This is a genomic window from Francisella marina (genome assembly GCF_008369785.1).
GTDB lineage: Bacteria > Pseudomonadota > Gammaproteobacteria > Francisellales > Francisellaceae > Francisella > Francisella salimarina.
In genome coordinates this window covers 564,096-584,391 of the sequence record NZ_CP043552.1, presented here as the reverse complement: position 1 = coordinate 584,391, position 20,296 = coordinate 564,096, and the positions used below count along the sequence as shown (strand labels likewise).

Below are 20,296 nucleotides of genomic sequence, written 5' to 3'. Positions count from 1 at the left end.
ATGAATAAAACTCAATTTGTTCTAGAGCCTTATAATTACGATGCTATGATGCTACTTTGTGGCAATCTTGATGAAAATATTCGTGCGATTGAAAATTACTTCACTGTTGAAATTAAGCATCGTTCTGATGAATTTGAGATAACAAGTGAATCAAGTGCTAACAATACTCAAGCAAAAAGATTTATCAAGTCATGTTATGCTGAAATTTTAGCTGGAAATACTGAGCTTGATTTAGAACAAATCACAACAATTCTAAACGCTACTGCAAAAGAAAAAATAGCTTCAAGCAATAAACCTCAAAAGAAAGTTGAAGAAGCTGAAGTTCAATTAAGAAGTAAAAAGCTCAAAGCACGTACACAAAACCAAGCAATTTATTTAGATAATATCAAAAATAATTTTGTTACATTTGGGGTTGGTCCTGCAGGTACTGGTAAAACTTATATGGCTATTGCCTGTGCTGTGTCTGCCTATGAAAGAGGCGAAGTTAGAAGAATAGTACTTGTTCGACCTGCTGTTGAAGCGGGTGAAAAGCTAGGCTTTCTACCTGGTGATTTAACACAAAAAATTGACCCTTATTTACGTCCAATGTACGATGCCTTGTTTGATTTTATGGGTGTCGAGAAAGTAACTAAACTAATAGAAAAACAAGCCATTGAGATAGCACCTTTAGCATATATGCGTGGTAGAACCATTAATGATTCTTTTATAGTCCTTGATGAAAGTCAAAATACTACTAAAGAACAAATGAAAATGTTTTTGACAAGAATTGGTTTTAATACTACTGCTGTCATAACAGGAGATATAACTCAGGTTGACTTACCTAAGAATGTAACTTCTGGCCTAAGACACGCCCTATCAATTCTTGATAATATTGATGGAGTAGCTATTACATATCTTAAATCAGTAGATATTGTACGCCACCAAATAGTTCAAAAAATTGTAAATGCTTATGACAAGCATGAAGAGAATACTAAAAATGGATAGTCTAAATTTAAATGTCATCAATGATGACGAACACCCCATACCTAATCAAGATTTACTAGAAAAATGTTTTGCTCTCGTAGCTGATAAGCATAATATTTCACAAGCTGAAGTGAACGTAAACATTGTATCAAATCATGAGATACAGCAAATTAACAAACAATTTCGCAATAAAGACAAGCCGACAAATATTATCTCTTTTGAATTTGAAAAACCTGAAGGATTACCTGAAGATATAGCTAATGACTTTTGGGGAGATATTGTTATAGCTCCGGAAGTACTTCAGAAAGAGGCTCTAGACCAAAATAAAAAGCTAGATCATCACTGGCAGCATATTTTTATCCATGGATTATTACACTTACTAGGTTATGATCATATTACTGATCATGAAGCCGAAGAAATGGAAGGCTTAGAAATTGAGCTATTAGCTAAGCTAGATATAGCAAATCCGTATATTGAACAAGAGAACTCAAATGTCAGAAAATAATCATTTCATAAAAAAACTTACATCGAGTATTTTTAATATTAAAAATGAAGATGCCCTTATTGATGCTATTAATAGAGCAGCAGATAATGAAGTTATTGATAAAACATCACAAAATATGCTAATTGGTGCTATGAAAATATCATCTTTAGATGTGGGTGATATTATGATTTCACATACTAAAATAGTTGCTATAGATATGTCAATGTCTATAAATGAAATTTTAGAAAAGACTATAAACTCCAGTCACACACGTTTACCAGTATACTGTAAAGACAAATCTGAAGTTCTAGGAATTTTGCATTCTAAAGATCTATTAAAACTAATTTTTGAAAAAGAAATTGAATCATCTGATGATGAGGAGTTAAAAGCAGAAGATATCAAAACTATACTTCGCCCTGCTATTTTTATACCAGAAACAAAAAAACTTAATGCGATGCTAAAAGACTTTAAAAATAGTCAAAATCATATTGCTATTGTTGTTGATGAGTATGGTGCAATTTCTGGACTAATAACAATCGAAGATGTCTTAGAAGAAATTGTTGGAGATATAGAAGATGAGTTTGATATTTCTAGTCAAAATATTATCAAAATAGCTGATGATAAGTTTATAATTGATGCTACAACATCAATTGAAGATTTCAACGAATATTTTGCAACCTCGATAGATGATGATGGTGATTATGACACTATTGCTGGGATGATAATTCAGACTTTAGAAAGATTACCTGAAAAAGGCGATAGTATTGTTGTTGATGGCTTGAAATTTATAGTACAAGAAGCAGATAATAGAAAAATCATTAAAATTTTAGTCGAAAAGTTTAAAAAGTAATGAAAAAAATTATTCTAAAAATCACTCCACCAGTATTAAGTGGTGCCTTACTAACGTTAGCTTTTGCTCCATTTCGCATTGATGTATTAGCTGTTGTAGCTTTAGTAACTTTTTTTTATTTACTGAATAGATCAGTTAGAATTCGTGATGCTTTTTTCACATCTGCATTATTTGGAATAGGATTCTTTGGTACTAGTATATCTTGGGTATATATAAGTATTCATCTATTTACCGAATCAGTAGCTGCTGGACTATCTGCTGCTATTGCATTAGTAATTTTACTTAGCTTCCTACATATAATACCTTTTGGTGTTTTTAGTCATATTCTCACACGTAAAGCTAGTAAATTTGCTAAGCTATTAATTTATCCTGCATTGTGGACACTATTTGAGATTGTCAAAGCAAACCTTCTATGGGGAGGGTTTCCTTGGGTTTCTCTCGGTTACTCACAGACAGAATCACCTCTAATTTGGTATGCAAATATTGGAGGTGTTTATTTAGTAAGCTATATAGTTGCTTTGATTGCTTGTCTAATAGTCTTTTTCATCTGTGACAACACTTCTACTAAGAAGATAATTAGTGTTGTAGCTATTATAGTAGCGTTATATTTAGGTGGTTATATCATTAAATACAATCAACCTGAAATTCAAACGAATCAACCTCAAAAAGTAGTTTTGATCGAGGGCGATTTTGTCCAAGGGTTTAAATGGGATCGTGATAACTTTGCAAAAATGCAAAAGTACTATCAACAAGCTGCATCTAAATACAAAGATTCCTTAATAATACTATCCGAAAATGCTATCCCTAATTATCGACAATTCATGAGTGAATATTTTAGAAATCTTACAAAATCTGCAAATAAAAATAATAATGCTATGCTTATAGGATCTTTAAGTGCTGATCAATCAGCTGGTGGAACCAAAATTTATAATAGCTCTATCATTATTGGTAAAGGTGAAGGCGTTTATAATAAACATCACTTAGTCCCATTTGGTGAATATTTTCCAATTAAGTTTTTTGGATATGTAGATAGTGTTGGTCTTAGTAGTTTTAATGCTGGTGATAATATACAACCTATTATGACAGCCTTTGGCTCGCCTATTGCTAATTTTATTTGCTATGAAGTTGCATATCCTGAACAGGTTCGAGATCAACTACAAGGTGCTAGACTTATTTCTATAATAAGTGATGACTCGTGGTTTGGTGACTCCATAGCACGTGAACAGCAGCTACAGATATCTCAAGTAAGAGCTATAGAGAATAACAAATATGTTCTTACAACTACAAGCAATGGTATTACAGCTGTTATTAATTCAGATGGAATAATTGTCAAAGAACTACCCAAAGATACTCGCACCTCTCTTGAGCAAACGGTTTACCTCAATGATTATCATTCTATTTGGATGAAAGTTGGTATGTCATTAATATGGTTACTAATAATATTCAGTGTAATAGTTGGCATAATTATCAAAGAGAAATCACAAAAAAAATAATTATACTTTTCTCCTGTAAAGGATATGTTATAAATATTTAGATATTCCTTGTCCGACTTTAAAAAAAGATAAATACCTGCTATATAAAATTTTTGTTTAATACAACTCTTCTATAAACTCTAACTTATTGGTTCATGACAATATGTTAAACTCAAATGAAACGCCTACTATTTACATCTTTATCCTTAGTTCCAACATTTTTACTAGCAAATACTACTCTAGATGACTCTTTTAAGAATTTGGAAGATAAACATCATGGCAAACTCGGTATATACACCGTCAATACAGATGATAAAACTAATATCAGCTACAATGAAAATTATCACTTCCCAATTTGTAGTGTTTTTAAATTTCTATTAGTCGGTGCAGTTCTAGAATATGATATGCAACACAAAGGTTTTTTAGATAAACAAATTCTAATAACACAAGATGATATTGGTACTCTAGGTTATGCTCCAGTAACAGGCAAAAATATTGGTAAAACTTTGACAATATCACAACTCAATTACGCAGCTATTCTGAGTGATAATCCTGCTGCTAATATCCTTGTTAGAGAGATTGGGGGCTTGGAAAACCTTAATAAATTAGTAGCAAAGCTTGGAGATAAAGATACTATTATCAAGAATGATGAGCCTAAAATCAACCACACAAAACCAGATAGCAATATCAACAAAACAACACCTAAAGCTATAACTCAAGACATCTATAATCTAGCATTTGGTAATATTTTAGATAAAAAACATCGTGAAATTTTTATAGGATATTTACAAAAAAATAATACTGGTGCAAATAGAATAGCTTACAGTATGCCTAAAAATTGGATAATTGGTGATAAGACAGGAACTTGTGGAGAGTATGCAGCTAGCAATGATGTAGCGATAATTTGGCCACAGGATAAACAACCTTTTGCTCTAAGTGTTTTATATACAAATCCTAGTGATGTAAAAGCTCCAAGTAATGAAAAAATTATTCAGCAAGCATCTAAGCTCATTGCAGATAGTCTATTAAATAATAGCTATAAATAAGATGTACGCCACATAGAAGAGACATTATTTACAACGGAATCCCTATCTTGAATATTAGTCAAGAAATATAATCCAGTTCGTTGTTCAATGTCTTTGATTGATACTCTATAATTTGCAATCTTTGTCTTCTCAACTCTTGCATTAGGCATTACAAAAGCTATGGCTTGATTTTTAGAAGGTACATATATTATCTTAAAGAAGTAATCCGGCACCGCTATCTTATTATCACCTATTGTTTTATGTATCTTCTGTTTCTTATATATAGGACCTGTATATACATAGATTGAATCATACATATTTGCCCAAATTCGCTCATCTGTTTCCAATCTCTCCCAACCTTGCCTGTTTAATCCGGCTTTTTGAGGAGACATATTTGATAATAAAAACGATTCATCAGCAGATTTTTTACTAAAGTCCATTGAAGCATAAGATGCCAAATGTCCTCTATCATAACCAGAACGATAATAATCATCTAATGTAGCTCGATAAACAAAAGGTATATCTCCATCCTCTTTAAATTTATCATCTCTTTTTAGTTTATTAGCGACTTTTGACTTTGTAAGCTTAAATGCTACCCAGCTTGCCTCTTTAGTTTGATAATTATAGCCAACAACATAACCATCACGACATAGGTAGAGATTTGATTGTCCTAACCCTTCTTTAATATCATAACTAGGATTACCATAAGCCAAAAATCCATGGCAATAATCAGTCACTGCAGGCAGTATTCTAACAGGTGGATACTGTTTTAGATTCTCGAATTGATTTATTTGCTGTTGTTGATCTTTTGCACTATCACTTTCAGAAAAGAATTTTGCAATTATATTTTGATTATCTTTAGCAGTATATTGCTTTAGTGGCTCGCTAGTAAAATAGTTATATATTTTATAACGTAAATCTATAAACTTATTTTTAATATCAAACTTATCAAATAGAAGTCCTGAAAAACCTCCACTAATAGTTAATACCAAAAATAATACTATCTTTACATAGCTAATTGACTTCTTATTGTCTTTGTTAGAGTTTTTCTTTTTTGCTGCCATGTTTACCTATTTTTTATCACAAAAATATCACTAGAAATTTTCATCTATATTAATTGAAAAATATTAGAAATAAAAAATTATTCAGCTATTTAATATGTCTTGTCTTGAATAATAAGAAATCTTTGACTTCTTGATCTTCGATTAATGGTAATACTTCTTTTCTAATTCTACTATAGTAATTGTTTATAGTTTTTTTCTCGGTATAAGTTAGCATCCATGTTTCAATCAAATTATATTCATAAGGTACTAATGTCAAATCCTCAAAACAATAAAAAGGTCCATGCCCTGTAGGAGAATCTTGATTGCGTTGCTTTACATAACATAAGTTTTCAATTCTAATACCAAACTGACCTGGAAAATATGCTCCCGGTTCATTGCTTAGAATCATACCGGGCATTAGCTCAACTTTTGATGCTGAGTTTATGCGTTGAGGACCTTCATGCACACCTAAGAAACTACCAACTCCATGACCTGTACCATGAGCATAATCTGAACAGAAATGCCATAAATGCTCACGAGCTAATACATCTAAGTGAGATCCTGTAGTTCCTTTTGGAAAGACTGCCCTGCCTAAACCAAGATGACCTTTTAAAACTAATGTATAGTATCTTCTATGTTCATTAGATGGCCTACCAAAGTGAAGTACACGAGTAATATCAGTTGTTCCTTCTTTGTACTGACCCCCAGAATCACATAGTAGAGGTGCTTGATCATCAATTTTCTTTAGATTTGCATCTCTCTTAGCTGAATAATGAATAATCGCACCATTAGCAGCATGACCAACAATATATGAGAAACTATCTTCAACATAACCCTTTTGCTTAGCACGAAACTCTTTGAGCTTTGCCATCGCATCAAGTTCATCTATCCCTTGATAGTTGTTCTCCATCCAATGCCACCACGAAATAAATGCTGCAGCATCCTTTTTATGAGCATCTTTTGATCCATTTATTTCCACAGAATTTTTAAGAGCTTTGCTTAAAATTATTGGGCTAGTATCTTCGATAAGTTTACTATGCTCATTTTCTTTGATTGCTAATTTAACAGCATAGCTTGCAATATTACTATCAATAACAAACTTTGCAGCAAACTTTTTCAAATCTGTAAAAAACTCTTTATAATCCAGAACAATAATATTGTTTTGCTCAAAATCACTCAGAACATCTTCCGTGACTTTATCTTTATCAATATACAAGAAAGTACTTTCAACTGTAACCACCATATAACAAATTGCTAATGGCGTATTTTTGATATCTCTACCTCTTATGTTTAAAGTCCACATAATTGAGTCTAAGCTTGTTTCTATCAAACACTCAGCTTTGATAGATTTCAAATATGTTCTAAGATTTCTCAACTTTGAATCAACAGATTGACCAGAATATTGAATCTCATGAGCAAATATTTTCTCTTTAGGCAATGCTATTTCTTGATTAAGCTCTTTTTGAGCCTGAGCAACTAAATTATTGTTATCAAAGATAATTTTGCCATTTACTTTTTTTGCTATTGATAATAAGTTTTCCGCTCTAGCAATACCTATTTTTTTTGGATCTATCGCAAGTGTTTTACCAGCTAAATTTTCTTCAAGCCACTCTTCTATTTTTGAAGAAAAAGTTGTTTGCTTCAATAGTTCAAATTCATTTTTATCAAGTTGAAAATCTGCTTGAGTGAAGTACCTACCATCTGTAGAAAGATAAGACCTATCTAAGCCTACAAGCACATCTCCTGCTGAGCCATCAAAGCCACTAATCCAACTACGGTACTGCCAGCATTCTGGAACATATTCATTATTATGATCATCTATAGATGGAACTAGATAAAAATCATAGCCTTTCTCTTTCATCAACCTTTTTAAAACTTGTAATTTTTCAGACATTTTATCCCCATTAGATATATTTAAATTCATTCAAACCATACAAATGTAGCTTGTCTACCTGTAATACCCTCTTTGCGATAAGAGTAAAATCTTTTGTTACTGTAAGTACATAAACCAGAGTCGACTATATCAAAACAGTGATTATCATTTAATATTTGTCGAGCTACCATTTTCATATCAAAAAGATATTTATCTTCACTTTTTGAGCGAAATGCTTGTCCATATGCCTCATGCTGCTCTACAAATTTATCATGAACATCACAACCAACTTCATAGAAATTTCCAGATATACAAGGACCAAACCAAGCTACTAGATCTAAGCCAACAAACTCTTTGAGAGTCTGCTCTAATATTCCTTGCAACAAACCTCTCCAACCAGCGTGAATAGCAGCTACTTTTGTCATCTTTTTATCAAAAAGTATTATAGGTAGGCAATCTGCTGTCAAAACTACACAAGCCTGCTTAGGCTTATCTGTAACTATAGCATCACAAAATTCACCACTATATTCTTCAAAATATGTGACAATATTTGTATGATTTTGTCTTAACCATTTAATATCAGCATTGATGTACGATCTAAATGAATTACGATTTTTTTCTACAGCTAAATGCTTATCACCAACATTATTTGCTAGATTAAATTTAGCATATTTATCTTTACTAAAGCCTTGAGTATTATTTGTATAACCTAGTTTAAGTCTAGCAAAAGGCGTATTTACAAAAACTACTGACATCCTCTTAAACTTACCTATTTTTTAGCGTAACGATTTTTAACATAATTCTCGACAATCTCTATGAACTCTTTTGAGATATTATCACCTCTAAGAGTATGAGCTTTTTTACCATCTATAAATACTGGTGCTACAGGAGACTCTCCACTGCACGGCAAACTAATACCAATATCTGCATTTTTTGACTCACCTGGTCCATTTACTACACAACCCATCACAGCTACTTTCATAGCTTCAACTCCATGATATTGGTCTTTCCAAGTATGCATTTTTTCATCTAAATGCTCTTTGACCGTACTAGTTAGCTCTCTAAAAAATGAGCTAGTAGTTCTTCCACAGCTCGGACAAGATGTCACACTTGGCGTGAATGTTCGCATACCAAGGTTTTGTAAAATCTCTCGACAAACTCTAACCTCTTCTGTACGTGGAGCATTTGGTGCTGGAGTCAATGATACACGTATAGTGTTACCTATACCCTGTTGTAATAATATCCCCAAGCTAACAGCACTAGCAACAATACCTTTTGTGCCCATACCAGCCTCAGTTAAACCTAAGTGTAGAGCATAGTCACACTCTTTAGCAAGTTTTTGATACACCGCTACTAAGTCTTGAACTTCACTAACTTTACATGAAATAATGATTTTATCTTTTGCTAAGCCAAGATCTTGCGCATATTTTGCGCTCTCTAATGCTGAAGTAATAAGCGCTTTGTGCATTATTTGCTGCAATGTTAACGGATTTTCTTGAAGATTATTCTCATCAATTAGTCTGGCTAATAATGCCTGATCTAAACTTCCCCAGTTAACTCCAATACGAACAGGCTTATCATTTGCAATGGCAATTTTGATAATCTCTGCAAACTGAGTATCTTTCTTTTTACCAAAACCCACATTACCTGGATTTATACGATATTTTGCTAGTGCCTTTGCACACTCTGGATATTTACTAAGTAGAGTATGACCATTATAGTGAAAATCACCAACCAAAGGTACATGGCAATCATGCTTTGCCAACTCTTTAACAATCTCTGGCACAGCGGCAGCAGCTGGCTCATCATTAACGGTAATTCTAACTATCTCACTACCTGCTTTATGAAGAGCTAAAATTTGCTTAACTGTCTTTTCAATATCTGCAGTATATGTATCTGTCATTGATTGGACAACAACCGGATTATTTCCGCCAATTAAGACATCTCCAACTCTTACAACATTTGTTTTACTCATATAAGAACCCAAAAAATTATATTTATATTTTTAAATAATTTCACGAAAAGTATACAATGTAAGATTATATCATCATAAAGATTAATTTTCATAAGCTATGAACTTTAAAGAATTAGAAAATTACTTAAATAACTACTTTGATATCGCTCAATTTAAAGACTATTGCCCAAATGGTCTACAGATTCAAGGAGATAGAGATATCAAGAAGGTTATCACTGGTGTCACAGCATGTCAGGCACTTATAGACCACGCTGTAAAAGAGAATGCTGATGCCATTATTGTACATCATGGTTATTTTTGGAAAGGTGAAAATTACCCTATCATAGGTATGAAGTATGAGCGTATCTCAAAACTTATAAAAAATGGTATACACCTATTTGGTTATCACTTACCTCTAGATGGACATTCTAAAATAGGTAATAATATCTTATTAGCAAAAAAACTAAATCTTACAAATCTAGAGTTTTTTGAAACAGGTTCCAAGCCTGATATTTCAGTGATAGGCAACTGTGATTTAGATTTAGATACTTTTAGCAATTTAATAGAAAATAAACTTGATAAAAAGCCAACCGTAATTTCTACAAAACAGCAAAATAAAAAAGTAGCTATTTGTACTGGTGGGGCACAAGACTATATTGAATATGCATATCAAGCAGGAGCTGACACTTTCATATCAGGAGAAATCTCTGAAAGAACAACTCATGCTGCTCGAGAACTAGGTATAAACTATATCGCAGCAGGACATCACGCTACAGAAAAAGAAGGTGTAAAGGCTATTGCTAATTTGCTTAAACAAGAGTTTACTTTAGATACAAAATTTATAGATATAGATAATCCAGCCTAGTCATACTCATTATTTCCGAGGTAATTCTTGAGAGACTCCTTCAGGATATCCCCTGTAAGAGATAATCTTTTTATCATTACTTGGGTTAATAATTCTATCTATGTATCCCAAAAATTTAGTGTTATCAGTTCCTAGCCTATATACTAAACTATTCCAGTTTATTTTTTTATCTTTGACAGTAATATTTGGATCTGCCCATGATGCCTCAGCCAAACCAGTCATTTTCGGAAATGCCATATACCATAAATGATTAGCATTATTAATATTCTCTGACCACAGAGCTCCTTCTAGACCCTTTATATTTTTAGCGTCTTTTGTTGATAAACTTGTAATTGTAGTTTTTGAATCTAAAGCACTATTTAAAGCAGCATGAGTATCTGCATATTCAGTAGCCCAGTAAAAACCAGGCTCCCAAAAATCTGGATTATATGATAAATCAAAATATGTATCGTCAGCATATGCTAATACTGTAGAGTAACCAGCCTTTGCTAGTTGTTGTGCTTCATTGTATCCAGAGCTACTAAATGCACTCCAAACCCAAATATATCCGGTTTTATCGGAAGGTATTGAGTTTTTATCAATACCTCCCGCTAAATTTCCACTAGGATCATTTTGGACAGTTTGTTGCCATCCAGATATTCTAAGATTTGTATTTTGTTGCAACTCTTTGAAAAAATTATGCGACTTTTCTAATGCATTTAAATCTTTTTGATTTTCACATGTCGAGTCATTAATCCAAGCATCAGCAGAAACTTCATCACCACCTACACTAATTTGCGGCTCAAAATATACTGTATTTTGGTTATCAAAAAGTTTATATATCTCAGTTACAATCTGATCAATCTTAGCTGTAAACTTTTCTCCTTGAGTATTTGACTGGTTATATAAACACACTGGTAAAACATCATCATAATACCCTTGTACACTTATAAAGTCACTTTTATCAGATTTATTAATAAATATATCTGGTGCTGAATCAATTAATGCTTTAGCATGACCTGGTAGATCTATTTCAGGAATAATAGTTATTTGTCTAGCATTTGCATAACTAATAATCTCTTGAATATCTTTTTTTGAATAATATCCCTCATAAATCGTTGCAGCTGTTGGGTAATTAGGCGATATAATATCGCTATCTTTTATTTTCTGACTAAAGTAATTTGATTTATCTAAATTTGCTTGTTGATACATTTGTGCCGGAATAATTGAGTTGTCATTATATCCTCTTGTACTGGCTCTTTTAACATCAACACTATCTAAAACTAGTCTAAAACCTTCATCATCAGAAAAATGAATATGTAAAGTATTTAGTTTTTGGCTTGCCATAGCATCAATTAGTGTTTTTATTGTCTGAACACTAAAGTAATGTCTAGCGACATCTAACAATATACCTCTATACTCAAATCTTGGTTGATCTTTGATTATTACTTGAGGAAGTATCAACATATTAGTAATATTCTTACTACCAACATTATCTTTTTGATAAAGGTTTCTCAGTGTTTGGATAGCATAAAATAAACCAGCATTTGTCTGATATCTAATATAGACCTTATTATCAATTATTTTTAAAATATAGCCTTCTTTATTTTTAATAGATAAATCTTTTCAAGAATAATACTTGCATGACTTTTATCAGTAACTACTTTTAAGTCATTAGTTGTAATCTTATCTGTTTTAAAATATTGATTTAACAATTTGATATTCTGCTTACTATTAGAATCATCCACATATGCTCCATTGTCTAAATTTATATTTTGCTTTGAGCCAATATCACTAATACTTAGGGGAGTTGGTATCAGATGATATTGATTAGCAAACTCTGAAGAATCACTGGCAATTGAGTTATCAATATATGATTGTAATTTTTTTTGGATTTCTATATAAATATTAGCTGAATCATAGCCCTGAATGCTTGAGATTTCCTTAGTATTTTTAGATATATAAGCATTTGGATTAGCATTGGAAGTTATTACATTACCGTTAGAGTCAATCAAAAAGAAGCTTTGAGGAAGAGATGATATATTACCGGGAACCCACAGGTTATTATTCTTGAAATTAAATCTATATGTATGCCCTGCCTCTAGTTCAAAATCAGTAGTAGCTCTAAACAAATTACTATAACCATCAGCATAGATCGGCATAGTAGTCAGATTGTCTGCTTTTTTAACATAACTTAGATTTGCTGATTTTTTAGTGCTTAAATCAATTACCTTAAGAGTAAGATTAGGATTTACATCCTTAGATGAGTTATAAGTTCTCGGCATATAAAAACCAAAAAGCCAATTTCCTGTTTGATTTTGATTAATCTTGACATCAATATTCATATCAAAATTACGATTATTTTGACTAATATTTTTTATTTGAATTTTTTGAACATCAAAATCAGTTGCAAATCCACTACCAATTAAACACTGAGAGCTAAGTAATACAGCTATTAAATTCTTTTTCATATATGCCTTATATCAAATTGAATTAATTTAAAATAATAACAATTATTAGAGATATTATCTAAACTATTTGATATATTGAAAATAAAAGATAAGAGGAAATATAGAGTAAAAAAATTATTTAATGAAATCTTGTTCGATTTCTTCTAGGGTACGTCCATTTGTTTTTGGTACAAATTTAAATGCTATAAAGCTATACACCAAAGTACATACTCCGCATATACCCAAAATCACACCATAATTTCCATTAAAATGTTGTGTTACAGGCATCACTGAAGAAGCTAATATTGCAGAAGCCATACTATTTAAGAATAGAGCCACTGCTAAACCTTTACTTCTGATATTAGTTGGTAAAAGTTCAGACATAATAACCCATATATACGCTCCTGGACCAATTGCAAAAAAGAATATATATAAAATAAATCCTATAAGCAAAACTATACCTTTTGCTGAAGTATCAGGCATCGTATACATAAGCACGGCGAGAGTCAGTAAAACAATAGAAACCATTAAGGTCCCAAAAGTAATTACAAATTTTCTTTCAATTTTATCTGCTATAGCTACTGCTATAATTGTTGTAACAAAATTAAGACCTGTGATCGCAACACCACCAACTACAGCAGCATATACAGAACCTAAACCAGTTTCTTTTAGCATTGTTGGAGCATATTGCAAAATACTATTAATTCCTGTCATTTGAGCTAAAATAGCAACAGAGAATACTATAAGCATTGGCATCAAATAATGTCTTTTAGTAAGACTTGATAATAAACTACCTTCATTCTTAGTTTTTTCAATCAAAGCCTTAACTTCTTGCATTTGCTGTTTTGCTGCATCTACACCTATTGTTTCTGTCAAAATCTTCTCTGCTTCTTGTTCTCTATTTTTCATAATCAACCACCTAGGAGACTTGATTAAAAGAAAACCGCCTATGAATACGATTAAGCCGGGGATTAAAGCTGTAAGAAACATATTTCTCCAATCACCAGTTTCTAAACCAGTTGTAGGATCAGTTGATATAAATAGTAGACTTACAGCAACAGATATTAATATACCTGCTGTGAGAAATAGCTGAAAACATGTAACGGCTAATCCTCGAATCATGCTAGGCACAGATTCTGTTAAATACAATGGAACTGTTATAGATATAAAACCAACAGCCACACCCTGTACTAACCTCGAAAAAAGTAAGAAATTATAACTTTCAGCAAAGTAAATCATAAATACTGATACTACAAATATTAATCCAGATGCCGTGATAATATTTTTTCTACCAAAAATATCTGCTAATACTCCACCTATAAGAATTGCAAAAGCTCCTCCAAATAACACAGAACCACCTAAAAATGATTCTTGAGCAGCAGTCATACCTAACTCAGATTTAATAAAAGGCAAAGCTCCTCCGATTATACCGATGTCATAACCATATAACATTCCACCCATCGCTGAGAAAAATATAATCATAAACACCTTTAGCTTATTAGCTTCTTTCATTGTTTTCTCCTTCAAAGATAAAACTATAGTAAATACCTAAATTAAACTGTTTCGGTAACTTTTTTTAGATTACTAGGACTATCCGGATTATAACCTAACGACAATGCTAGATCATTAACCATCAAATAGAATTTTTGCAATATAACTACAGTTTCAAGAATTGGATGTGTTGCTACATTAACATGTAGATGAACTTTTGCATCAGATTGATTATCTGTTGTAGCGAAAACAGTTCTAACTCCTAAATCAGTCATTCTCTTGACTATATCACGTGTACCTTGAGCACTCTCATCATGTTGCAGTATGGTAAATGTTGTAAAAGTCTGATTCATCAAAGCAAATGGACCATGTAATACTTCGGCTGAACTAAATGCTTCTGCATGTATCCCACATGTTTCTTTGAATTTCAAAGCCATCTCTTGGACTATCGGGAATCCAAAACCTCTTCCGATGACAAACATGTTTTTACTTTTCTTAAGCTCTTCTATAGCTGGAGTCCAATCAGAATTTAGACTCGTTTCCAGTGTTTCAGGGAGACTATTCAAACTTTCCAAAAGAGCTTGATCTTGATTATATTCAGCTACAATACTTACTAGTGCAACTAATGAAGTTATTACACTCTTGGTTGCTGCAACAGCATTTTCTGCATCAGCTCTCACAGGTAAGACTAAATCTGCGCTGTCTGCTAAAGGTGACTTTTCCACGTTGACTATAGCTAGTGTAGTACACCCTGCTTTCTTGCAACCTTCAAGAGCTAGACGCAAGTCAGGGCTACCACCGGATTGTGATATACCTATAGCTAATGTATGCTCATCGCCTATATTTTTATTATAAATAGTCGTTACAGAAGGTGGTAGCGAAGAAACACTAAATCCTAACTGAGTCTCAAATAAATATTTTGCATAATTTGCCACACAATCAGAACTTCCTCTTGCTACAGTAATAACTCTTTTAATGTTCTTTTCTTTAAGAGTTTTGACTATAGATTTAATGATATCTTTGTTAAGTTTAAGTTGATTGGCAACTTTTTCGAAACTACTACTAGCTTCTTGATGCATAAGCGTTTTTGTCATATTAATTGATAAAGTAAAAATTATAGGTAATCAATTATAGGCTTCTTTTTTTTATTTTTACAATAAAAACATCTATCAAATATAGACAATTGTTATTAATTTTTGATAAGAAAAATTCATGCCAGGTATGTAGTATACCAATCTAGTAAACTATGTTAAAATCCATCTCTACAATTTTATATAATAAGGTTAAAAATATGGTGGTTTTACTTATAATATCAATCTCTCTTCTAATATATCTACATGTTAAGCAAGTTAGCTTCAACCTTAGAACGATATTAGCACTAGTTACAGGAATTATTATTGGCATTGTTTACAATTGGACAAATAGTTATAGTAATAGTTTCATACAAATTAGTAATATTTTAGGTGATGGTTATATCTCTTTACTTAAAATGTTAATTATCCCTATTGTATTGACATCAATTATTCACTCAATAATAAACCTAAGAAACCATAAAAGCTCATATATAATAAAGCTTGCTACAAAAACAATCATAATTTTACTTGTTCTTACTGGCATAAGTGCTGCGATTGGCTCAACAGTTGCTATTTTAATGAAGCTTGGTCAAGGTATAGATCTTAGCTCAATGACTGCAGTAACCAAAGAAGCAAAATCAGCCACTCTATCTGAGAATATACTAAGCTTCTTACCAGATAATATTTTTCAACAAATGGATAAAAATAATGTTATTGCTGTTGTTATATTTGCTATATTAATTGGTTTCTCAATGCTTATAGCTCATCGTGAAGATAGTAAGCTAGCTGATCCATTTATAAATTTTATTGATTCTGCTTTTTTTGTAATCAAAAAACTAGCAAAGTTAGTTATTGCAACTACACCTTATGGAGTGCTAGGACTAATGATACAAATGAGTATTGAATTAGATAAAGGAAGTATATCTGCAGTTATTTCTTTTGTTTTAGCTTGTTATATAGCTATGTTTATAGTTTTACTTATGCATATAGCATTGCTTCTGATATTCGGTACAAATTTAGTAAAATTCTATAAAAGTATATGGAGAGCTTTACTTGTAGCTGCTACGTCTAGATCAAGTATGGGTACCCTACCACTATCTATAAATGGTCTTAACAGATATGGATTATCAGAGACTATTTCTACATTTGCACCTACTATGGGCACCACTATGGGTATGAATGGTTGTGCAGGAGTATTTCCTGCAATATTAGCAATTATGGCTATGTCTGCAACAGGTATGGATATAAATTTTGCAACAATACTTACTATATCTCTAATCTGCATGTTTGCTTCACTAGGTGTTTCTGGTATTCCTGGCACTGCGTATGTAGCCGCTGGCGTCGTATTTACATATTTTAATTTACCATGGGAAATTATTGGTTTAATACTAGGTGTAGACGCTCTTATTGATAGTTTTAGAACACCTCTAAATATACATGGAAGCATGACTACAGCAGTAATAGTAGATAAAACTACCAAAGCTTCTTAACACGCTAATATTTAATAAACTATTTAAGTACCACAAAAAGTAAATCTAACTTTCTCTTGCTCTAAAGGCTCTGACATATATTTCTTAGTGAACGCGTTGAGTTTATATGGTGCTTCAAGTGCTGTCACAAGACTTTGAAGAATACTAAAATTACCATTTTCTGCAAACTCAAGTGCTTTTTCAACTTGATGATTACGCGGAATTATTACTGGATTAGATTTCATCATACTTTCAAAATTGATATCGTAATTGACATATTTATCTAACCAATCTTTTAAGCCTTTATTCCGCAAGTAATCAAAATTATTATAGCTTAGATTATAGAACGTATTTGTATAATCTAACTTATGTTTAAACATATCAGTGAGCAAACCGGAAATAAGTTCATCATCATATTCACTATTGATACTAAAACCTATTTTACTAAGAAACATTTGTCTCCATTTTTGCTTATAAATTTCCGAATAACTTTGCAGTTTATCTTGAGCTAATTCAATAGCTTCATCCTCATCTGTTGAAATAAGTTTCAATAAACTTTCTGCTAGTCTTGCAATATTCCAGCCAGCAATTGATGCTTGATTAGCAAATGCATATCTTCCATCTCGATCTATTGAACTAAAAACAGTATCAGGATCATAAGTATCCATAAGTGCACAAGGTCCATAGTCAATAGTTTCGCCTGAAATAGTCATATTATCAGTATTCATAACCCCATGAATAAAACCTACTCTTTCCCATTGTGTTATTAAAGTTGTCTGTTTATCAATGACATAGTCAAGTAAGCTCAAAGCTTTATTATCAGCGTATGGAATATTATGTCTAACAATCGTATAGTCTAATAACTCTTGGCTATAACTCTCCCCAAGCATAGCTGCATACTGAAAAGTACCTACTCTAATGTGACTACTTGCAACTCTAAGAACTATTGCTCCTTGTTGTAATTTATTTCTTTGAATATTCTCACCTGTTGATATCACAGCTAAAATTCGGCTAGTAGGTATGCCTAGATTATGCATAGCTTCACTAACTATATATTCTCTAAGCATTGGCGCTAAAGCTGCTTTACCATCACCACCCCGAGAGAACTTAGTTAAGCCAGCTCCTTTTAGATGAAAATCAACCAGCTCCCCATTTGGTTTTTCATATTCACCAATTAAGATAGCTCGACCATCTCCTAACATTGTAAAATTACCAAACTGATGACCAGCATAAGCTTGTGAAATTGGCTTTATACTACTATACCCTAACAAATTTTTTAATAACTCTTGTGCTGATTTACCTTCTAAATCTAAGCCCAAATCCTTGGCTAAACAGTCATTTACAATCAGTAACTTTGCATTAGGATATCTGTATACTTTTTGTTGTGAATAAAACTCATTAGATAAGTCTGTATAACTATATTGGAAATCAATCATAAAATCTATACTTTACTATTTTAGTATAATTTTAGCAGAGTATAGATAATATCATAGCTTTTGAGGTAAAATAGATACCATAAGCGCTAGGATAAGGAGTCAAATAGTTATGGAATATCTCAAACTAGCAATAGTTGATTCTGAAAACTATAACAACTTCTCTCATATTTCTGAGGGTAATTTTGACAGAGTAATTGTCTTTACTAATCCACAAGAATTAGAAGCAAACTTCAATAAAACCCAAATCTACCATAACTTTGAACTTGTACCAATAATTTATGGTGAAGGCAACAAAGATAATATGGATGGTTATATTTGTGCTAAAGTTGGTGAATATGTCGAAAGATATCGTGATTTCCGTACTTACCTTAGCATCACAATTTTTAGTAATGATCGAATTTTTAGAGGTATTGCGTCATATTATACACGCAAAGGATTCAATATAGCTACTGCTGCTCCTAACCAATGCGACACTGGTAATAGTAATACTGATCCTAAAATACGTATCAAAAAATTCCTGTCTTGCCATGAAAGCGTTGTTAATAAAACATTCAAAAAACACTTTAATGAAACCAATCAAGATGCCTTCTATAGACTCATTAGAAGACATTTAGACAAAGATATACCTAGACAAATTACAGATCTTTTCGTTGAAAACAATATTGTATTCTTTTCAAATAAATCACGTAAGATTGGTATTGATGAATCTAAGTATAACCTTTTGTAATGTTTTAATAAGGTACTGGATATACGATTTTTATAATGCTAAAATATTGCAACTTTTTATTTACTAATCATTTTTTTAGAGTTAATTATGGAATATAGAAAATACATTTGTATCGTTTGTGGTTTAATTTATGATGAAGCTGAAGGTTGGCCAGAAGATGGTATTGAACCCGGTACTAGATGGGAAGATGTCCCTGAAGACTGGGAATGTCCTGACTGTGGTGTTGGTAAGGATGAGTTTGAACTATTAGAAGAATAATTTCTTAAATGGTCTCCTTGTTTCAAGAAATATCTTTTGAAAATAAAGATTTTATTGTAATGAGAGATGATCTAAATCACCCTATCTTCTCTGGCAATAAGGCTAGAAAATTAGCTTATCTTCTAAAAAACCCAGATAAATACTCTCACATCAAGACTATTGTATCTTTTGGCGGTAATCAATCTAATTTCATGCTGGCATTATCACAGCTAGCTAAGATCAAAGGCTGGGATTTCCATTATTGGATAAAACCACTACCAAAATTTCTTAAAAATGGTAAAAATGGTAACCTAAAGATAGCTCTAGAAAATGGCATGCAGTTATTTGAGACTACAAGCTCTCTAAACCTAGAAAGTATAAAAACAAATTACAATATAGGCAATAGCCTTTACTTCTTTGATCAAGGTGGTAGGAATACTCTCGCTGAAGAAGGCATAGCTGACTGTGCTAATGAAATTAAAAAGTACTGTCTAAAAAATGATATCGATAATTATAGTGTTGTTGTGGCATCTGGTACTGGCACAACTGCACTATATCTTGAAAAGTACTTACCAAACAAAGTCTACACTATTGCCTGTGTTGGTGATAATCAATACTTAAAAAAACAATTTAATGATATTGATAATGGTCTCAAACATCCTAAAATTCTCAATTTAAACTTTAAAACTCATTTTGGGCAATTAGATATCCAAAATTATGCAATATACCAAAAGCTTTTAGAGCAGACAGAAATTGAGTTTGAGCTACTATATGACCCTATAGCTTGGCGTGCATTATTAAATGAACATCATAAACTTACAAAGCCTATTATCTATATTCACTGTGGTGGAACTAGTGGCAACGAAACAATGATTGCTAGATATACAAGACTAACAAAATAACTT

The 20,296-nt window shown here is 32.0% G+C and carries 18 protein-coding genes and 1 pseudogene; 10 read left to right on the top strand and 9 right to left on the bottom strand.

The features are described 5' to 3' along the window. The 5 genes from F0R75_RS02955 to bla all read left to right on the top strand — a co-directional run bounded on the left by F0R75_RS02955 (position 1) and on the right by bla (position 4,815). A complete protein-coding gene (locus F0R75_RS02955; RefSeq protein ID WP_149368399.1) occupies positions 1-984 on the top strand; it encodes a PhoH family protein in 984 nt (327 codons plus the stop codon). Next, positions 977-1,468 carry an rRNA maturation RNase YbeY gene (gene ybeY / locus F0R75_RS02950; protein ID WP_187986010.1) on the top strand — a complete coding sequence of 164 codons (492 nt, stop codon included), beginning with the start codon at positions 977-979 and terminating at the stop codon, positions 1,466-1,468. The genes F0R75_RS02955 and ybeY overlap by 8 nt, the downstream gene beginning before the upstream one ends. Next, positions 1,455-2,297: a CorC family transporter gene (locus F0R75_RS02945; protein ID WP_013922975.1), complete on the top strand. Its 843-nt coding sequence runs from the start codon at positions 1,455-1,457 to the stop codon at positions 2,295-2,297. The genes ybeY and F0R75_RS02945 overlap by 14 nt, the downstream gene beginning before the upstream one ends. Then, complete coding sequence (lnt, locus tag F0R75_RS02940; RefSeq protein ID WP_149377195.1) at positions 2,297-3,790, top strand: apolipoprotein N-acyltransferase; 1,494 nt, start codon at positions 2,297-2,299, stop codon at positions 3,788-3,790. The genes F0R75_RS02945 and lnt overlap by 1 nt, the downstream gene beginning before the upstream one ends. A gap of 155 nt (positions 3,791-3,945) precedes the next feature. Continuing rightward, on the top strand, positions 3,946-4,815 hold the full coding sequence (gene bla / locus F0R75_RS02935; RefSeq protein ID WP_149368402.1) for a class A beta-lactamase: 870 nt from the start codon (positions 3,946-3,948) through the stop codon (positions 4,813-4,815). Here bla and F0R75_RS02930 read toward each other — a convergent pair. The 4 genes from F0R75_RS02930 to ispG form a co-directional block, all read right to left on the bottom strand. Continuing rightward, the gene (locus F0R75_RS02930; protein WP_149368403.1) at positions 4,806-5,858 is read right to left on the bottom strand and encodes a DNA/RNA non-specific endonuclease; all 1,053 of its coding nucleotides are present in this window, start codon (positions 5,856-5,858) and stop codon (positions 4,806-4,808) included. The genes bla and F0R75_RS02930 overlap by 10 nt on opposite strands. Positions 5,859-5,943: 85 nt before the next feature. Continuing rightward, positions 5,944-7,731 (bottom strand): aminopeptidase P family protein, encoded by a 1,788-nt coding sequence (locus F0R75_RS02925; protein WP_187986011.1) that lies wholly within the window; start codon positions 7,729-7,731, stop codon positions 5,944-5,946. A 26-nt stretch (positions 7,732-7,757) separates the two neighbouring features. Beyond that, positions 7,758-8,465, bottom strand: a complete 708-nt coding sequence (gene pgeF / locus F0R75_RS02920) for a peptidoglycan editing factor PgeF (protein ID WP_149368405.1) — start codon at positions 8,463-8,465, stop codon at positions 7,758-7,760. A 14-nt stretch (positions 8,466-8,479) separates the two neighbouring features. After that, positions 8,480-9,685: a flavodoxin-dependent (E)-4-hydroxy-3-methylbut-2-enyl-diphosphate synthase gene (ispG, locus tag F0R75_RS02915; protein WP_149377194.1), complete on the bottom strand. Its 1,206-nt coding sequence runs from the start codon at positions 9,683-9,685 to the stop codon at positions 8,480-8,482. Between the two features lie 97 nt (positions 9,686-9,782). Between ispG and F0R75_RS02910 the strand changes: the two genes are divergently transcribed. Further along, complete coding sequence (locus F0R75_RS02910; RefSeq protein WP_149368407.1) at positions 9,783-10,529, top strand: Nif3-like dinuclear metal center hexameric protein; 747 nt, start codon at positions 9,783-9,785, stop codon at positions 10,527-10,529. A 252-nt stretch (positions 10,530-10,781) separates the two neighbouring features. On the opposite strand, the pseudogene F0R75_RS10210 reads toward F0R75_RS02910, so the two are convergent. The 4 genes and pseudogenes from F0R75_RS10210 to F0R75_RS02895 all read right to left on the bottom strand — a co-directional run. Then, a pseudogene (locus tag F0R75_RS10210) lies at positions 10,782-12,071 on the bottom strand (family 20 glycosylhydrolase); the annotation flags it as partial. Between the two features lie 23 nt (positions 12,072-12,094). Next, a complete protein-coding gene (locus F0R75_RS10205) occupies positions 12,095-12,979 on the bottom strand; it encodes a hypothetical protein (protein WP_246145972.1) in 885 nt (294 codons plus the stop codon). Between the two features lie 114 nt (positions 12,980-13,093). Next, positions 13,094-14,470: a sugar porter family MFS transporter gene (locus tag F0R75_RS02900; RefSeq protein WP_146422041.1), complete on the bottom strand. Its 1,377-nt coding sequence runs from the start codon at positions 14,468-14,470 to the stop codon at positions 13,094-13,096. Between the two features lie 41 nt (positions 14,471-14,511). Continuing rightward, positions 14,512-15,543 (bottom strand): SIS domain-containing protein, encoded by a 1,032-nt coding sequence (locus F0R75_RS02895; RefSeq protein ID WP_146422040.1) that lies wholly within the window; start codon positions 15,541-15,543, stop codon positions 14,512-14,514. A 197-nt stretch (positions 15,544-15,740) separates the two neighbouring features. On the opposite strand from F0R75_RS02895, the gene F0R75_RS02890 reads away from it, so the two are divergent. Then, positions 15,741-17,012, top strand: a complete 1,272-nt coding sequence (locus F0R75_RS02890; protein WP_149368409.1) for a dicarboxylate/amino acid:cation symporter — start codon at positions 15,741-15,743, stop codon at positions 17,010-17,012. Positions 17,013-17,035: 23 nt separating this feature from the next. Here F0R75_RS02890 and F0R75_RS02885 read toward each other — a convergent pair whose 3' ends face one another. Continuing rightward, complete coding sequence (locus tag F0R75_RS02885; protein ID WP_149368410.1) at positions 17,036-18,427, bottom strand: protein adenylyltransferase SelO; 1,392 nt, start codon at positions 18,425-18,427, stop codon at positions 17,036-17,038. A 109-nt stretch (positions 18,428-18,536) separates the two neighbouring features. Here F0R75_RS02885 and F0R75_RS02880 point away from each other — a divergent pair, with 109 nt between their 5' ends. The 3 genes from F0R75_RS02880 to F0R75_RS02870 all read left to right on the top strand — a co-directional run bounded on the left by F0R75_RS02880 (position 18,537) and on the right by F0R75_RS02870 (position 20,293). Beyond that, on the top strand, positions 18,537-19,154 hold the full coding sequence (locus tag F0R75_RS02880) for a PIN domain-containing protein (RefSeq protein ID WP_013922959.1): 618 nt from the start codon (positions 18,537-18,539) through the stop codon (positions 19,152-19,154). 87 nt (positions 19,155-19,241) lie between these two features. Then, on the top strand, positions 19,242-19,412 hold the full coding sequence (locus F0R75_RS02875; RefSeq protein WP_012279604.1) for a rubredoxin: 171 nt from the start codon (positions 19,242-19,244) through the stop codon (positions 19,410-19,412). 8 nt (positions 19,413-19,420) lie between these two features. Beyond that, a complete protein-coding gene (locus F0R75_RS02870; RefSeq protein WP_149368411.1) occupies positions 19,421-20,293 on the top strand; it encodes a 1-aminocyclopropane-1-carboxylate deaminase in 873 nt (290 codons plus the stop codon). Positions 20,294-20,296 lie beyond the last annotated feature (3 nt).